The 16,752-nt window shown below is 74.4% G+C and carries 12 protein-coding genes; 5 read left to right on the top strand and 7 right to left on the bottom strand.

Translation table 11 applies throughout. The features are described from left to right. Positions 1–2: 2 nt before the first annotated feature. Positions 3–3,008, bottom strand: coding sequence for an Rne/Rng family ribonuclease (locus tag BFL37_RS08980; protein WP_086514777.1), 3,006 nt, complete (start codon positions 3,006–3,008; stop codon positions 3–5). Positions 3,009–3,313: 305 nt separating this feature from the next. Here BFL37_RS08980 and BFL37_RS08975 point away from each other — a divergent pair, with 305 nt between their 5' ends. Then, complete coding sequence (locus BFL37_RS08975) at positions 3,314–3,922, top strand: vitamin K epoxide reductase family protein (RefSeq protein WP_086514776.1); 609 nt, start codon at positions 3,314–3,316, stop codon at positions 3,920–3,922. 64 nt (positions 3,923–3,986) lie between these two features. On the opposite strand, the gene ndk is transcribed toward BFL37_RS08975, so the two are convergent. The 6 genes from ndk to BFL37_RS08945 all read right to left on the bottom strand — a co-directional run bounded on the left by ndk (position 3,987) and on the right by BFL37_RS08945 (position 11,422). After that, on the bottom strand, positions 3,987–4,406 hold the full coding sequence (gene ndk, locus BFL37_RS08970; RefSeq protein ID WP_043672318.1) for a nucleoside-diphosphate kinase: 420 nt from the start codon (positions 4,404–4,406) through the stop codon (positions 3,987–3,989). 9 nt (positions 4,407–4,415) lie between these two features. Next, positions 4,416–4,913 (bottom strand): DUF4233 domain-containing protein, encoded by a 498-nt coding sequence (locus BFL37_RS08965; protein WP_086514775.1) that lies wholly within the window; start codon positions 4,911–4,913, stop codon positions 4,416–4,418. Beyond that, a complete protein-coding gene (locus BFL37_RS08960; RefSeq protein ID WP_086514774.1) occupies positions 4,910–6,478 on the bottom strand; it encodes a bifunctional folylpolyglutamate synthase/dihydrofolate synthase in 1,569 nt (522 codons plus the stop codon). The genes BFL37_RS08965 and BFL37_RS08960 overlap by 4 nt, the downstream gene beginning before the upstream one ends. Further along, a complete protein-coding gene (gene ileS, locus BFL37_RS08955; RefSeq protein WP_086514773.1) occupies positions 6,475–9,777 on the bottom strand; it encodes an isoleucine--tRNA ligase in 3,303 nt (1,100 codons plus the stop codon). The genes BFL37_RS08960 and ileS overlap by 4 nt, the downstream gene beginning before the upstream one ends. Positions 9,778–10,020: 243 nt before the next feature. Further along, a complete protein-coding gene (locus BFL37_RS08950; RefSeq protein ID WP_086514772.1) occupies positions 10,021–10,770 on the bottom strand; it encodes a class I SAM-dependent methyltransferase in 750 nt (249 codons plus the stop codon). Positions 10,771–10,816: 46 nt separating this feature from the next. After that, positions 10,817–11,422 carry a TetR/AcrR family transcriptional regulator gene (locus tag BFL37_RS08945; RefSeq protein ID WP_086514771.1) on the bottom strand — a complete coding sequence of 202 codons (606 nt, stop codon included), beginning with the start codon at positions 11,420–11,422 and terminating at the stop codon, positions 10,817–10,819. Positions 11,423–11,526: 104 nt separating this feature from the next. Between BFL37_RS08945 and BFL37_RS08940 the strand changes: the two genes are divergently transcribed. Genes BFL37_RS08940 through BFL37_RS08925 form a run of 4 tightly spaced genes read left to right on the top strand, consistent with a single transcriptional unit; the run spans position 11,527 to position 16,743 of the window. Continuing rightward, complete coding sequence (locus BFL37_RS08940) at positions 11,527–13,173, top strand: ABC transporter substrate-binding protein (protein ID WP_086514770.1); 1,647 nt, start codon at positions 11,527–11,529, stop codon at positions 13,171–13,173. Further along, positions 13,170–14,225, top strand: coding sequence for an ABC transporter permease (locus BFL37_RS08935; RefSeq protein ID WP_086514769.1), 1,056 nt, complete (start codon positions 13,170–13,172; stop codon positions 14,223–14,225). The genes BFL37_RS08940 and BFL37_RS08935 overlap by 4 nt, the downstream gene beginning before the upstream one ends. Continuing rightward, positions 14,222–15,082, top strand: a complete 861-nt coding sequence (locus BFL37_RS08930) for an ABC transporter permease (protein ID WP_086514768.1) — start codon at positions 14,222–14,224, stop codon at positions 15,080–15,082. Before BFL37_RS08935 ends, BFL37_RS08930 begins: the two co-directional genes overlap by 4 nt. Continuing rightward, positions 15,079–16,743, top strand: a complete 1,665-nt coding sequence (locus BFL37_RS08925; protein ID WP_086514767.1) for a dipeptide ABC transporter ATP-binding protein — start codon at positions 15,079–15,081, stop codon at positions 16,741–16,743. Before BFL37_RS08930 ends, BFL37_RS08925 begins: the two co-directional genes overlap by 4 nt. The last annotated feature ends 9 nt before the right edge of the window (positions 16,744–16,752 follow it).

Here is a 16,752-nt window from a genome sequence, read left to right as displayed (position 1 = left end):
GATCAGCTCGCGTCGTCCGCCGGGGCGGGCGTCGTCAGCGTCGCGGTCGAGACGCGGCGGCTGCGCGAGCGCCCCTGTCCGGGCTCCTTGGGCTGCGGCAGCGCGTCGAGCACGGAGCCGAGCAGCTGCTCCGCGTCGGCCGAGCTCACGCGGCGCGGGGCCGTGCGGGCGCTCGCGACCGGGATGTCGAGGATCTGCACCGGCTCGAGGCGGATCGCCTCGCGCGGCTCGAGCGTCGACAGGGCGGGCTCCTCCACGGGCGCGTCGGCCGGCGTCGGGTCCTCGGCGGGAGCGTCCGGCGCGTCGGCGACGGCTGCCTGCGGCTCCGGGCGCTCCGGTGCCTCGGCGGTCGCGGACGACGCGCGTCCCCGTCCTCCTCGGCTCCGACGCGGGCGGTCGCCGCGCGGCTGGTCCTCGACCGGGGCGGGCTCGGTCCGCTCCGGGACCTCGGCGGTCCCGTCCGGGGTGCGCACCGCGTCCTCGACCCGGTCGATGGCCTCGTTCACCGTCTGGATGGTGCTCGTCGCGATCTTGGCGAGCGCGGAGCGCGCGTCGTCGGTGATGCTGTGCGTGCTGGCCGCGGGCGTGCGCTGCTGCTGCTGCTGCGCCTGGCCGCCGCCGTTGCCGCGGCCCCCGCCGGTGCCGTGCTCCTGCTGGCCCTTGCCGCCACGACGGCGACCCTGGCCCTGCACGGGCTCCTGCGGCGTCTGCTTGTGGGCCATGAGCGGGTCGTGGTGGATGATGATCCCCCGACCGGCGCAGGTCTCGCAGTTCTCGGAGAACGACTCGAGGAGCCCCAGGCCGAGCTTCTTGCGGGTCATCTGCACGAGCCCGAGCGACGTGACCTCGGCGACCTGGTGCTTCGTCCGGTCGCGGCTGAGGCACTCCACGAGGCGGCGGAGCACGAGGTCGCGGTTGGACTCGAGCACCATGTCGATGAAGTCGACGACGATGATGCCGCCGATGTCGCGCAGGCGCATCTGGCGGACGATCTCCTCCGCGGCCTCGAGGTTGTTCTTCGTGACGGTCTCCTCGAGGTTGCCGCCGGATCCGACGAACTTCCCCGTGTTGACGTCGACCACGGTCATGGCCTCGGTGCGGTCGATGACGAGCGAGCCGCCCGACGGCAGCCAGACCTTGCGGTCGAGCGCCTTCTCGATCTGCTCGCTGATGCGGTAGTGGTCGAAGGAGTCCCTCTCGCCGGAGTACGCCTGCACCCGGTCGATGAGGTCGGGCGCCACGCCGCGGAGGTAGCCCTCGATGATCTCCTGGGCGTCGCCGCCGTCGATCACGAGCTCGCGGAAGTCCTCGTTGAAGACGTCGCGGATGATCTTGAGCAGCAGGTCGGGCTCCGAGTGCAGGAGCGCGGGCGCCTGCGCCTTCTCTACCTGGCGGCTGATCTCGGCCCACTGCGACGTGAGGCGCTCGACGTCGAGCTTGAGCTGCTCCTCCGTCGCGCCCTCCGCCGCCGTGCGGACGATGACGCCCACGTTCTCGGGCAGCACCTCCTTGAGCGTCTTCTTGAGGCGCGCGCGCTCGGTGTCCGGGAGCTTGCGGCTGATGCCGTTCATGGATCCGTTGGGCACGTACACGAGGTAGCGACCGGGGAGGCTCACCTGGCTGGTGAGGCGGGCGCCCTTGTGGCCGACCGGGTCCTTCGTGACCTGGACCAGCACGCGGTCGCCGGGCTTGAGCGCGACCTCGATGCGGCGCGCGTGGCTCCCGCCGCCCTTGTCGGCGTTCGCGGCCTCCCAGTCGACCTCGCCGGAGTACAGCACGGCGTTGCGGCCGCGGCCGATGTCGATGAAGGCGGCCTCCATGCTCGGCAGGACGTTCTGCACGCGGCCGAGGTAGACGTTGCCGATGAGGGACGCCTCGTCGGCGCGGGCCACGTAGTGCTCGACGAGCACGTGGTCCTCGAGCACGCCGATCTGGATCTTGCCGTCGCGCGAGCGCACGACCATGCTGCGGTCGACGGACTCGCGGCGGGCCAGGTACTCGGACTCGGTGAGCACCGGGCGCCGGCGGCCGGCGTCGCGGCCGTCACGACGGCGCTGCTTCTTGGCCTCGAGGCGCGTGGATCCCTTGATCCGCTGCGGCTCGGTGATGAGCTCGGGCTCGCGGGGCGTGCGGACCTTGACGACCGTGCCGGGCGCGTCGTCGCCGTCGCGGCCCTCCTCGCCGGAGCGGCGGCGCGCGCGGCGGCGGACCGACGGCGAGTCGTCCTCGTCGTCGTGGTCGTCGTCCCGGCTGTCACGGCCACGGCCGTCGCGGCCGGTGCCGCGGTCCGAGGAGCGGTCCTGCCCGCGATCCTGTCCGCGGACGCCGCGGCGCGAGGAGCGCGACGGGCGCTCGTCGCGGTCGAGGTCGTCGTCCTCGTCGCGGGCGTCGTCGCGGCGGTCGTCCCGCTCGCGGCGGGGAGGCAGCGGCGCGATGTCCGGGGCCTGGAAGAAGACGGAGAGGGAGGGCACCGTGCGGGCGGGCGCGGCGGGCGCCTCCACCGGCTCGTCGGTCGGCTCGGCGACCGCGGGCGCGTCCACGACCGTGTCGGGGACGTCGGCGGCGGGCGCCTCCTGCGAGGCAGCGACCGCGGCCTTGCGCGGGGCGCGCTTCCGCGGGGCGCGCGCGGCGGGCGCCTCGGGCTGCTCGCCCGCCGCGACCTGATCGATCGGGTCCGCGGGCGCGGAGGCCGAGGCGGACGCGTCGACGCTGGCGTCGTCCGGCTGGGCGACCGCGGGAGCGGATGCGGCGGTGCTCGCACGGCGGGAGCGTCGGACGACCGGCGCCTCCTGCTCGTCGGGCGTGGGACGGGTGTCGTCGTTCTCGTTCAGGGTGTGGCCCTTCGCTTCGGAGGCGGCGGACGTGCCGCTCGCCTCGGGGGTCGCGGTCGCGGGGAGCGCGGGCGTGCCGCCGGTCCCCGTCGCCGCGTTCGGCTCGGCACGGCGGCCGGTCAGCCGCTCGAAGAGGCTGGGACGCCTCCTGCCGGTGTTCTCGTCTCTCTCCACCATCTCTGGTGCACTCCTCAACCGGTCGGTACGGCCGCGCCGTACCCCGGTAGCTCTCCGAGTGGATCCCCGCATCCGCGGCTCTCCGTCGATCCTGGTCTGCGACGTCCGGCCCGAGGCTTCGGTCGTGCGCACTGGTACGGAACTGGCTATCCGCCGCCGGACGTGCCGGGCGGCCCGGGTCTGCCCCGGGAAAGACTCTTCATGGCGGTCGTCCCGCGCGGCGGTCCGACCTGCCAGCCAGTATCGCACGTCGACGTGGATCCGGCCGTCAGGGTCGGCGCTCCCCCGTCTGCCATGATCGCCGCATGACCGCCACCCGGGCCCCCGCGCGTCCCCGCTCCCTGGCCCTGCTCCTCGTCGTCACGGGCGTGGTCGGCTGGATCGGGTCGTTCGTCCTCGTGCTCGAGCGGCTGAACCTGCTGGAGAACCCGGGCGCGTCGCTCTCCTGCGACATCAACCCCTTCATCTCCTGCGCGACGGTCATCGAGTCGCCGCAGGGCTCGCTCCTCGGGTTCCCCAACCCGCTCATCGGCGTCGCGGCGTTCGTCGTCCCGATCGTGATCGGGATGGCGCTCCTCGCCGGAGCCCGGTTCGCCAGGTGGTTCTGGACCCTGTTCGCGGTTGGCACGCTGGGCGGCTGGCTGCTCGTCACGTGGCTCTTCACGCAGAGCGTCTTCGTCATCGGCGCGCTCTGCCCGTACTGCCTGCTGGTGTGGAGCGCGATGATCCCGCTGTGGTGGGGCACGCTGTCCGCGACCGCGCGTGCGGGGCTGCTGCCGCTGCCCGCAGGCCTCCGCCGCGCCGCCGACGCCGTGGCGCCCTACACGTGGGCGGTCGTGGTCCTCAACTACGCGATCATCGTGGTCGCGATCATCGCGACGTTCCCCGCCCTCATCCCGACGCTGCTCGGCTGAGGGGCCCGGACGACGAGAGGGGCCGACCGGATCATCCGGTCGGCCCCTCTCGTGCGTCCCGGTCCTAGAACCAGAGCGCGAGCTCGCGCGCGGCGGACTCGGGCGAGTCGCTGCCGTGCACGAGGTTCTGCGCGACCGCGAGGCCCCAGTCGCGCCCGAGGTCGCCGCGGATGGTGCCGGGGGCGGCGCCCGTCGGGTCCGTCGTGCCGGCGAGCGAGCGGAAGCCCTCGATGACGCGGTTCCCGGCGACGCGCACGGCGACGATCGGGCCCGACTCCATGAACTCGACGAGCGGCTCGTAGAAGGGCTTGCCCTGGTGCTCCTCGTAGTGCTGCTCGAGCAGCGCGCGCTCCGCCTGCACCATGCGGAGGTCGACGATCTGGTAGCCCTTGGCCTCGATGCGGCGGAGGATCTCGCCGGTGAGGCCGCGGGCGACGCCGTCGGGCTTGACGAGGACGAGGGTCTCCTGGACGGGAGCGGTCATGGGTGTCTCCTACGGGGTGGGAGCCGGCGGCTCATCGGTCGTTCGGTGGTCGGTGGGGCGGTCGTCGCCCGGGGCGGGGGTGCCGTCCGCCGCCGTCTGCTCGTCGAGCATGGCCTGCTCCCACGCGCCGCGGGCGGCGGCCTTCTCGCGGTCGATGCGCGCGCCCTGCACCATGGCGTAGATCCAGAGCAGCAGGAAGAAGCCGCCGACCGCGAACATGGCGGGCAGCACGAGGCCGGTGAGGACGACGAGGACCTGCACGACCCAGCCGGCGCGGACGCCGAGCTGGGAGCGCAGGCTGCCGACGACGGCGAGCATGGCGAGCACGAGGAGCGCTCCGCCGCCGAGGGCGGGCAGGGGCGGCAGCGCCTCCAGCCCGAACGCCACGAGGCTCGCCAGGAACACGACGATGACCTGGAAGCCCATGACGATGGAGCCGAGGATCTCGACCGTCGTCCGGGGCGGCCGGGGTCGCCGGGTGCGGGCCGGTCGCCCGTCCGCGCTCACGCGGTCTTCCAGCCCTCGTCGGCGGCGTGCGCGATGGCCTCGCCGACGAGGAGGATCGAGCCGGTGACGAGCGCCGCGCCCTTCTCGGTCTCGCCCGCGGAGTCGCGCGCGTCGTCGAGGGCGGTGCGGAGGTCGGGCTCGACCGTGACGCGGTCGCGGCCGACGACGCCGACGACGATGCGCGCCAGCTCGTCGGGATCCACCGACCGCTCGGAGGCGGATCGCGTGACGATGAAGTGGTCGACGACGGGTGCGAGCTCGCGCACGATGCCCTCCGCGTCCTTGTCCGCGAGCACGCCGATGACGGCGGTCACGCGGTCGAAGGTGAAGTAGACGGGGAGCGCGGCCGCGAGGGACGCGGCGCCCGCGGGGTTGTGCGCGGCGTCCACGAGCACGGTGGGCTCGGTGCCGACGACCTGCAGGCGGCCGGGGCTCGTGGCGGTGGCGAGTCCCTCGGCGAGCACGTCGTCGTGGATGGCGTGGTCGCCGCCGCCGAGGAACGACTCGACCGCGGCGATCGCGACCGCGGCGTTCTGCGCCTGGTGCGCGCCGAACATCGGCAGGAACACATCGCGGTAGGTGCCCGCGAGGCCCTGCACGGAGATGACCTGGCCGCCGACGGCGAGCGTCGTGTCGAGGAGGCGGAACCGGTCCCCCTCCATCGACCACGTGGACTCGGTCAGCTCGGCGGCGCGCGTCAGCTCGGCGACGACCTCGGGCGCCTGCGCGCTGGAGACGACGTCGGAGGCGGGCTTCACGATGCCGGACTTCGTGCGCGCGATCTCCGCGACCGTGGATCCGAGCCGCTGGGTGTGGTCGAGGGACACGGGCGTGAAGACCGCGACCTGGCCGTCGCCGACGTTGGTGCTGTCCCACTCGCCGCCCATGCCGACCTCGATCACGGCGACGTCCACGGGCGCGTCGGCGAACGACGCGAACGCGAGCACCGTGAGCGCCTCGAAGAAGGTGACGGGCTCCTCGCCCGCGGCGACGAGCTCCTGGTCCACGAGGTCGATGAACGGCTCCACGTCGGCCCAGTTGCGGCTGAGCGCCTCGTCGGTGATCGGCTCGCCGTCGACGACGATGCGCTCGTTCAGGCGCACGAGGTGCGGGCTCGTGAACAGGCCCGTGCGGAGCCCGGCGGCGCGCAGGATGCTCTCGGCGATCCGGCTGGTCGACGTCTTCCCGTTGGTGCCCGTGACGTGCACGATCTTGTAGGCGCGCTGCGGGTCGCCCAGCAGCTCGACCACGCGTCGCGTCGCGGCGAGGCGCGGCTGCGGCGCCTGCTCCCCCACGCGGGCGAGGAGCGCCTGGTAAACGGCGTCGCCCTCCCGCTCGAAGTAGTTCTCGTCGTCGACCTCGCGGCCGGCGACGATCGACTGCTCCGCCTCGCGGCGGAGCTCCGCCGCGTCGTCGGCGAAGAGCTGGTCGTCGCTCAGGCCGTCGACGTCGGGGTCGAGGGCGCGCGCCGCGGCGTCGACGCCCTCGTCCGTCTCCGGCTCGAAGTCGTCGTCGCGCCGGGGCTCGTCGTCGTCGAAGGGCCGTCCGCCCTGCTGGTCGCTCATGCTCGCTCCACCTCGATGTACAGGGGCGATCCGCCGCCGACGGTGATGCCGGACTCCGTCGCCTGGGCGTCCGCGTCGATCCGCAGCGCCACCGCCAGGGTCTCACGCGCGATGAGGTCGCGGAACCGCTCGGCCTGCTCGGCGCCCGCGGCGTCCAGCCGGATCACGAGGGAGATGCGGTCGCTCACGTCGAGCCCCGCGCCCTTCCGCGCGTCCTGGACGTTCCGCACGACGTCGCGCGCGAGGCCCTCGGCCTCGAGCTCGGGCGTGAGCGCGGTGTCGAGCAGCAGGAAGCCGCCGCCCGGCAGCAGCGCGAGCGCCTGGTCGGCGCGGTCGCCCGCCACCTCCAGCACGAGCTCGTACTCGCCGGCCACGAGCGGCACGCCGCCCGCGACGACCTCGCCGTCGGCCTCCGTCCAGTCCCCGGCGCGGGCGGCCTGGATCACCTGCTGCACGCCCTTGCCGAGGCGGGGCCCGGCGACGCGCGCGTTGACGGTGAGCCGGCGGGTGATGCCCGCGTCAGCCGCGCTCGTCGGGGTCAGCTCCTCGACGGAGACGGCCTTCACGTTGAGCTCGTCGCGGAGGATGTCCTCGAAGCGCGCGAGCCCGTCGGCGTCGTCGCTCACGACCGTGAGGCGCGCCAGCGGCTGGCGCACGCGGAGGCCGGACTGCTTGCGGAGCGAGAGCGCGGTCGACGCGACCTGTCGCACGCGGTCCATCACCTCGACGAGGCGGTCGTCCGCCGGCAGGTCGTCGGGCTCGGGCCAGTCCTCCAGGTGGACGCTGCGCCCGCCCGTGAGGTCCTTCCAGATCCGCTCGGAGACGAGCGGGAGCAGCGGAGCAGCGACGCGCGTCACGGTCTCGAGGACCGTGTAGAGCGTGTCGAAGGCGCGCGTGTCGCCCGCCTCCGTGCCCGTCCAGAAGCGGTCGCGGCTGCGACGCACGTACCAGTTGGTGAGCACGTCGGCGAAGTCGCGGAGCGAGGCCGCGGCCAGCGTCGAGTCGAGCGCGGTCATGTGCTCGGTGACCTCGGTGACGAGCCGGCGCGTGCGGGCCAGGATGTAGCGGTCCAGCACGTCGTCGCTCGTCGTGTCGCGGCGCGCCTCGTATCCCCCGGGCTGCGCGGAGTTGGCGTAGAGCGAGAAGAAGTACCACGTGCTCCAGAGCGGGAGCAGCACCTGGCGGACGCCCTCGCGGATGCCCTCCTCGGTGACCACGAGGTTGCCGCCGCGGAGCACGGGGCTCGCGAGGAGGAACCAGCGCATGGCGTCGGATCCGTCGCGGTCGAACACCTCGTTGACGTCCGGGTAGTTGCGCAGCGACTTCGACATCTTCTGGCCGTCGTTGCCGAGCACGATGCCGTGGCTGACGACGCTCGAGAACGCGGGCCGGTCGAAGAGCGCGGTCGAGAGCGCGTGCAGCGTGTAGAACCAGCCGCGGGTCTGGCCGATGTACTCGACGATGAAGTCCGCCGGGCTGTGCTCGTCGAACCACTCGCGGTTCTCGAACGGGTAGTGCACCTGCGCGAAGGGCATGGACCCGGAGTCGAACCAGACGTCGAGCACGTCCTCGATGCGGCGCATGGTGCTCTTGCCGGTCGGGTCGTCGGGGTTGGGACGCGTGAGCCGGTCGATGAACGGCCGGTGGAGGTCGGTGGGGCGCACGCCGAAGTCCGCCTCGAGCTCGTCGAGGCTGCCGTACACGTCGACGCGCGGGTAGGCCGGGTCGTCGCTCTTCCACACCGGGATGGGGCTGCCCCAGAACCGGTTGCGGCTGATCGACCAGTCGCGGGCGTTCCCGATCCACTTGCCGAACTGGCCGTCCTTGACGTTCTCCGGCGTCCACTCGATGTCCTGGTTGAGGCGCACCATGTCGTCGCGGAAGTCGGTGACGCGCACGAACCAGCTCGACACCGCCTTGTAGATGAGGGGGTTCTTGCAGCGCCAGCAGTGCGGGTAGGAGTGCTCGTAGCTGGCCTGGCGGATGAGGCGTCCCTGCGCCTTGAGCATGCGCGTGAGCGTCCTGCCGGCGTCCGACCACAGCTCGCCCGCGACCTCGGGCACGGTGTCGACGAAGCGGCCGCCCTCGTCGAGGGACAGGATCACGGGGATCCCGGCGGCGGCGCAGACCTGCTGGTCCTCCTCGCCGTAGGCCGGGGCCTGGTGGACGATGCCGGTGCCGTCGGTGGTCGTGACGTAGTCGGCGACGAGCACCTGCCACGCGTTCTCCGTGCCGAAGCGCTCGACGTCGGCGTAGAAGTCCCACAGCCGGTCGTAGGAGACGCCCTCGAGCTGGCGGCCGAGCACGGTGCGGGACACGGCGGCGCGGGCCTCGTCGGCAGATGCGTAGCCGAGGTCCTTGGCGTAGTTGCCGACGAGGTCCTGGGCGATGAGGTACTCGGATCCGAGCACCTCGGCCGCGAGCTGCACCGACGACTCCCGGGGCAGCGAGTCGGGCGCCTCGGAGTCGGGCGCGCCGGCGGGCCCGGCGGGCACCACGGCGTAGGTGATGTCGGGGCCGACCGCGAGCGCCATGTTGGTGGGCAGGGTCCAGGGCGTCGTCGTCCAGGCGAGCGCGCGCACGGCGGTGAGGCCGAGCGACTCGGCCTTGGCGCCGACGAGCGGGAACGTGACGGTGACCGACTGGTCCTGGCGCATGCGGTAGACGTCGTCGTCCATCCGAAGCTCGTGGTTGCTCAGGGGGGTCTGGTCGTGCCAGCAGTACGGCAGCACGCGGAAGCCCTCGTAGGCGAGGCCCTTCTCGTGCAGCTGCTTGAAGGCCCAGATCACCGACTCCATGAAGTCGAGGTCGAGCGTCTTGTAGTCGTCCTCGAAGTCGACCCAACGGGCCGAGCGGGTGACGTAGTCCTCCCACTCCCCCGTGTACTCGAGCACCGAACGACGGGCGACGGCGTTGAACTGCTCGACGCCCATCTCCTCGATCTCGCTCTTCTCGGTGATCCCGAGCTGGCGCATCGCCTCGAGCTCGGCGGGCAGGCCGTGCGTGTCCCAGCCGAAGCGGCGGTGGACCTGCTTGCCGCGCATGGTCTGGAAGCGCGGGAAGGCGTCCTTGGCGTAGCCGGTGAGGAGGTGCCCGTAGTGCGGGAGGCCGTTGGCGAACGGCGGGCCGTCGTAGAAGACCCACTCGTCGCATCCCTCGCGCCGCTCGACGGAGGCGCGGAAGGTGTCGTCGCGCTTCCAGAACGCGAGGATGCCCTTCTCGACGTCCGGGAAGCGGGGGCTCGCGGCGACCTGGTCGGGCGCGCCCGGGTCGTCGGGGACGGGACGGGGGTAGGTCATGGCATCTCCTGCGGCGTCGGCTCTCCGCGAGGACGCCCGGACCCCTGTGCGGATCCCCGAGCGCGGTACCACCCCGCTTGCCACGCGACGCGCGGCCACTCTCTGCGAAGGCGATGACGGGCCCGGCCGTTCGGTTCTACTCGCCGCGTCCCCGCGGCTTTCTTCCGAAGGCTCCCCGGTGATGTCCGGATCGACGCCTGTGCCACAGATCCTAGCGCGCCGTCGCCGCGCGATCGGGCGCCGCTAGCCGCCGAGCTGGGCGCGGTACGCGTCGGCGCGGTAGGGCAGGTCGAGCGCGTCGCGGCCGCTCGTGTCCGGGTGGCCGGCGAGGAGCGTCCGGATGTCGTCGAGCACGCGGGCGCGCTCGACGCCGGGCAGCACGATGATCCGGCTGATGGATCCGGCGAGCTGCACCACGTCCTCCGGCGTCATGCGGTGCACGTGCGCGAACGACGCGTGCTCGACCGGGCCGTATCCGGGGAACGGGCCGGGCTCCGTGGCACGGGCCGGGCCCCGGGCGCCCGGCTGGAGGAGCGCGTCGAGCTCGCGGACCCAGTCGACCCTGGTGTCCATGACGTTCCAGACGATGCCGAGGCGGCCGCCCGGGCGGAGGACGCGCGCGGCCTCGCGCGCGGCCGTGCCCGCGTCCATCCAATGCCAGGCCTGCGCGACGAGGACCGCGTCCTCCTCGCCGTCGCCCAGGGGCATCGCCTCGCCGCTGCCGGCCCGGACGTCGACGTCGGGGGCGGTCGCGTGCAGGACCCGCCGCATGGCCGCATCGGGCTCGACCGCGGTGACGGCGAGGCCGCGCGCGCCCAGCAGGCGGGTGAGCTTGCCGGTGCCCGCCCCGAGGTCGACCACGCGGCGGGCGCCGGCCGGGAGCATCCACTCGACGGCCAGGTCGGGGTAGCCGGGGCGGACGCGGTCGTACTGGTCGGCCACCGACCCGAACGAGGAGGCGAGGTCGGGCTGCGGGACGGCGTCGGCGGTCATGCGCCCATCCTGGTCCGTCGCGGCGGATGACGGGCGGGCCCGCCGGTCAGCCGAGGGCGGCGGCGAGGGAGGGGCGGAGCGGATCCAGCGCGCGGCGGACGGCCTCGTCGAGCGGGCCGCGGCCCACGCCGTCGCCCGCCCAGGCGACGACCGCGGCGGCGGTCGCGGCCGCGAGCACGGCGGCGGCGACGCGCACAGGTGCGGCGGAGGCGCGGCGGCCCGAGGCGCGCGCGAGGGCCTGCGCCACGGGATCCACGAGCGGGGCCGCGCGCGCCACCCCCTCCCCCTGCACGTCGGCCCCGAGGCCCATGACCTCGTGCTGCGTGAGGGCGAGCGGCAGCCAGCCCTCGCCGCGGGAGCACGCCGCGTCGATCAGCGCGTCGACGACGCCGTCGACGGCCGGCGCCGCGGGATCCGCGGAGGCCAGCGCCTCGCCGCACGCGCGCAGCGTGTCGTCGAGGCCCGCCCACAGGAGGTCGGCCTTGGAGGCGAAGTAGTTGAAGAAGGTGGCGCGGCTGACGCCCGCCCGCTGGGCGATCTGCTCCACGGTCGTCGCGGCGTACGTGTTCTCGAGGAACAGCTCGGCTGCCGCCTCCTCGAGGGTCGCGCGCGACGAGCGGCGCGGGCGGCCGGCGGGACGGGCGGAGGTCATGCGCCCATCCTGGCGCACCGGACCTCCGGCTTCCGCGTATTGTTGGACGCGGTACAGAAACACCCGCACCAGCGTCCGCAGCGGCGCCCCCACCGGAAGCACCCATGATCCCCACCTCGCGCGCCCGCGCCCTCGCGGGCCTCGGCGCCCTCGCCGCGTCCGCCCTCGTCCTCACCGGCTGCACGTCGGCCACCCCCGAGGCGTCCACGACGCCCGTCTCCGGCGGCACGCTCGTCTACGCGTCCGGCGACGCGGAGCCCGAGTGCCTCGACCCGCACGTCGGCGGCAACTACCCGCAGGCGCTCGTCTCCTCGCAGTTCCTCGAGCCGCTCGTGTCGCTCGACGGGGAGGGCGGGATCACGCCGTGGCTCGCCGACAGCTGGACCTGGAGCGACGACGGCCTCGGCCTCACGCTCGCGCTCCGCCAGGGCGTGACCTTCACCGACGGGACGCCGTTCGACGCGGACGCCGTGGTCGCGAACATCCGCCACGTCCAGGATCCCGCGACCCTCTCCTCCACGGGGTACCTCGCGCTGCAGGCGATCACGGACGCGACCGCGGTCGACGCCTCCACCGTGCGGCTGACGCTCTCGACGCCCGACAGCGCGCTGCTCGAGTCGCTCTCACAGCCCTGGCTCGCGATGGAGTCACCCGCCGGGATCGCCCGCGGCACGGACGCGAACTGCGCGCAGCCCATCGGCACCGGCCCCTTCAGCGTCGAGCGCTGGGATCGCCAGCAGTCGATCTCGCTCGTGCGCAACGACGACTACTCCTCGCCGCCCTCGGACGCCGCCCACGAGGGCCCCGCGTACCTCGAGCGCATCGACTGGCGCTTCCTGCCGGACGCCGCCTCCCGCTACGCGGCCCTGCAGAGCGGCGAGGTCGACGTGATCGACAACGCGCAGCCCGACGCGATCGCCTCGGCGACGGCGGGCGACGCGCTCGGCGAGCTGGACGCGCCGCGACCGGGCGCCTCCAACCGCATCGAGCTGAACTCCGGCCAGGCGCCCTTCGACGACGAGCGCGTCCGCGAGGCGTTCATCCGCTCGGCCGACGTCGACGCGGGGATCACCGCGCTCTTCCAGGGCACGGCCGAGCGCTCGTACTCGCCGCTCGCGAGCACCGAGCCGGCCGCCGTCTCCGACCCCGACCTCTTCGCGATCGACGCCGACCGCGCGGCGGAGCTCCTCGACGAGGCCGGCTGGTCCGCGACGGACGCCGACGGGATCCGCACGAAGGACGGCCAGCGCCTCACGCTCCGCTTCCCCGTGAGCACCAACCAGTCGATCCCCGCCGAGCAGTCGCTGTTCGAGCAGATCCAGGCGAACGTGAAGGCCGTCGGGTTCGACGTGCAGCTCGAGCCCATGGACCTCGGCTCCTGGTACGAGGCGCTCGGCGACGACGCGTACGAGCTCGTCAGCGCGCCGTACACGAAGGCGGGGCCCGACGTGCTTCGGATCCTCTACGACACCTCCGGCATCACGCCCGCGCCGAGCGGCTACTTCGCGAACCACGCCAAGGTGTCGGTGCCGGAGATCGACCAGGCGCTCGCCGAGGCGCGCGCCACGACCGACCTCGACCGGCGGAACGCGCTCTACGCCGACGTGCAGCAGCGCGTGATGGCCGGGTACTGGATCCTCCCGCTGTACGACCAGCAGAACCACTTCCTGCACGGGACGGCCGTCCAGGGGCTCCGCGCCCTGCCGTCCGTCGCGACGCCGACGCTGTACGACACCTGGCTCGCCCGGTGACGCGCGGCCGCGCCGTCCCCGCGTCCGGCTCCCGTCGACCCGCGCTCCTGCGGGCCGCCGGGGCTCGGATCGGCGGCGCGGTCCTCGTGCTCTGGGCGGTCGCGACCGTCACGTTCCTCGCCGTCCGGCTCATCCCGGGCGACCCCGCGCAGGCGATCCTCGGCGGGCCCGGATCCCAGGCGCCGCCCGAGGCCGTGGCCGCCGTGCGCGCGGAGTACGGGCTGGACCAGCCGCTCCTCGTGCAGTACCTGGCGCAGCTCGGCCGCCTCGCGCAGGGCGACCTCGGCCGGTCGTACGCGCTCCGCGAGGACGTCGTGGCGGTCCTCGCGCGGCAGCTGCCGGGCACGCTGCTGCTGGCCGTGCTCGCGCTCGCCGTCGCGTGGATCCTCGCGCTCGGCCTCGCCCTCCTCTCCACGGGCGCCGGCCGCGTCGCGGGGGCGGTGGGCGCGGGCGTCGAGATCGTGGCGGCCTCGCTGCCGCACTTCTGGATCGGCGTGGTGCTGATCCTCGTGTTCTCCACCGGCCTCGGCTGGCTGCCGGCCGTCAGCGGATCCTCGCCCGCAGGGCTCGTGCTGCCGGTGCTCACGCTCGCGATCCCGCTGGCCGGGTTCCTCGGGCAGATCATGCGCGAGGCGCTGCTCGACGCGCTCGACTCCCCGTTCGCGCTGGCCGCCCGCGCCCGCGGCGAGTCGGAGGCGGGCGTGCGGCTGCGGCACGCGCTGCGGCACGCGGCGGCCCCCGGGATCGCGCTGTCGGGCTGGGCCTTCGGCTTCCTCATCTCGGGCGCCGTGGTGGTCGAGCAGATCTTCGCCCGGCCCGGCCTCGGCCGCACCGCCCTCTCGGCCGTGACCAGCCGGGACGTGCCCGTCATCGTCGGCGTGGTGCTCGTGGTGGCGGTCGTCTACATCGTGCTCACGGCCGTGACCGACCTGCTCGCGCGGATCGTGGACCCGCGGCTCGTCGACGCGCGGACGGGTCCCGTGCCCGCGGTCGCGCCCGGCGGCGGAGCGGCCTCGGCGACCGACGCCGACGTCTCGGCGGCCGCGCGATGAGCGACCCCCGGGCCGAGACGCTCCTCGCGTCCGCGCCGTCGCGCCCGCCCATCCGCGTGCTCGCCGCGATCGGCACCGCGGGGGCGTCGATCGTCGTGCTCGCGCTCCTGGCCGCCGCCCTCGTGCCCGGCCTCGTGGCGCCCGGCGACCCGCTCGCCATCGCCCCCGCCGAGGCGTTCCGAGCGCCCGGCCCGGGCCACCTCCTCGGCACCGACGAGTCGGGCCGCGACGTGCTCACGCGGGTCGTGCACGGCGCCGGCCCCAGCCTCGTCATCGGCGTGAGCGCCACCGCGATCGGCCTCGGCCTCGGCGCGGTCCTGGGTCTCGCCGCCGCGCTCCTCGGCCGCGTCGCCGACTTCGCCGTCAACCGGGTCATCGAGGTGGTCTTCGCCTTCCCCGGCCTGCTGCTCGCGCTCTTCCTCATCGTGATCCTCGGACCCGGCATCGGCAGCGCCACGCTCGCCGTCGGGATCTCGGCCGCGCCCGGCTACGCGCGCATCATCCGCGGCCGGGTGATGTCGGTGCGCCGCTCCGCGTACGTGGAGGCGGCCACCGTCCTCGGCCGCCCGCCGCTCGTGGTGCTGGCCCGCCACATCCTGCCGAACACGGCCGCGCCGCTCTTCGTGCTCGGCACGCTGGGCGTCGGCCAGGCGATCGTGTGGGCGTCCTCCCTCAGCTACCTCGGGCTCGGGACGGTGCCGCCGGATCCCGAGTGGGGCGCGATGCTCGCGGCGGGCCGCACCTACATCGGCTCGGCCCCGTGGCTCACAGTCGTGCCCGGCCTCATGATCGTGCTCACGGCGACCGCGTCGACCGTCCTCGGCCGCGCGCTCGAGCGACGGGTGCGCGAGTTGTGAGCGGCGGATCCGCGCCGGGCACCCCGGCTACCCCGCCCGCCCTGCGCGTCGAGGACCTCCGCGTGTCCTTCGACGGCGTACCCGTCGTCCGCGGCGTCTCCCTCCGCATCGCGCCCGGCGAGTGCTTGGCGCTCGTGGGCACGTCCGGCTCCGGCAAGAGCGTGACCGCACGCAGCCTCCTCGGCCTCGCCGGTGCGGGCGCCGACGTCCGCGCGGGCGCCCTCGAGATCGCCGGCCGCGACCTCCGCGACGCCGGCCCCCGCGAGTGGCGGCGCGTCCGCGGCACGGGCGTCGGCCTCGTGCTGCAGGACGCGCTCTCCTCGCTCGACCCGCTGCGCCCCATCGGCCGCGAGATCGGCGACGCCCTCCGCATCCACGGGATGCGGGACGCCCGCGCCCGGTGGGCGCGCGTCCTCGAGCTGCTCGAGCGCGTGGGCATGCCGGATCCGGAGACGCGCGTGCACCAGCGTTCCGGCGAGCTCTCGGGCGGGCTGCGGCAGCGGGCGCTGCTCGCGGCGGCGCTGGCGCTGGATCCCCCGCTCCTCGTCGCCGACGAGCCCACGACCGCGCTCGACGCCACCGTGCAGGCGCGCATCATCGACCTGCTCGCCGACCTCCGCACCCGCGGCCAGGCGACGCTGCTCGTCAGCCACGACCTCGCGGTCGTCGCGCGCCTCGCCGACCGAGTCGCCGTGATGCACGGCGGCGTGATCGTCGAGGAGGGCCCGACCGCCGACGTGCTCCGCGCGCCCGCGCACCCCCGGACGCGCGCGCTCGTGGCCGCCGTGCCGACCGGTGTCCCGCGCGGCACGGCCCTGTCGGAGGCCCGCGTCGAGGCGTCGGCCGTCGCCGCGGGGCCGCCCGCGACGCACCCGGACGACCGCGTCGTCCTCCGCGCCACGGGCCTCACCCGCTCCTACCGCGGCCCCGCCGGGTCCGTCCGGACGGCCGTCGACGACGTCTCCCTCGAGGTCCGCCGCGGCCGCACGCTCGGCCTGGTCGGCGGATCCGGGTCCGGCAAGACCACGGTCGCCCGCCTCCTGCTGGCGCTCGAGGAGCCGGACGCGGGCGACGTGACGCTCGACGGCGAGCCGTGGAGCGGCATCCCCGAGCGCGAGCGCCGGAGCCGACGCGCGCGCGTCGGGGCCGTCTACCAGGATCCGCTCGCGTCGTTCGACCCGCGCTGGACCGTCGACCGGATCCTCCAGGACGCCCTGGCCGTGGCGGGCCTCTCCGGCGCGCGCGCGTTCGACTCCCCCGCGACCCTCCTCGCGCAGGTCGGCCTCGATCCCGCGGTCCTCCGCCGCCGGCCCGGACGGCTGTCGGGCGGCCAGCGCCAGCGCGTCGCCATCGCGCGCGCCCTCGCGGCCCGCCCCGAGGTCCTCGTCTGCGACGAGCCCGTGTCCGCCCTCGACATCGCGGTGCAGGCGCAGGTGCTCGACCTCCTCGACGAGCTGCAGCGCCGGCTCGGCCTGGGACTCCTGCTGATATCGCACGACCTCGGCGTCGTCGCGCACATGAGCGACGAGGTCCTCGTGATGAGCGACGGCCGCGTCGTCGAGCGCGGCTCCGCCGACGACGTGCTCGTGCGCCCGACGCACCCCGTCACGCGCGCGCTGCTGGCCGCCGTCCCGCGGCTGGACCCGGACGCCGCGCGCTAGCGGCCCCGT

It is taken from the genome of Clavibacter michiganensis, from assembly GCF_002151125.1.
Lineage (GTDB): Bacteria > Actinomycetota > Actinomycetes > Actinomycetales > Microbacteriaceae > Clavibacter > Clavibacter michiganensis_C.
Note: the sequence above shows the minus strand (reverse complement) of the source record. Positions and strands in the feature narration are given on the sequence as shown.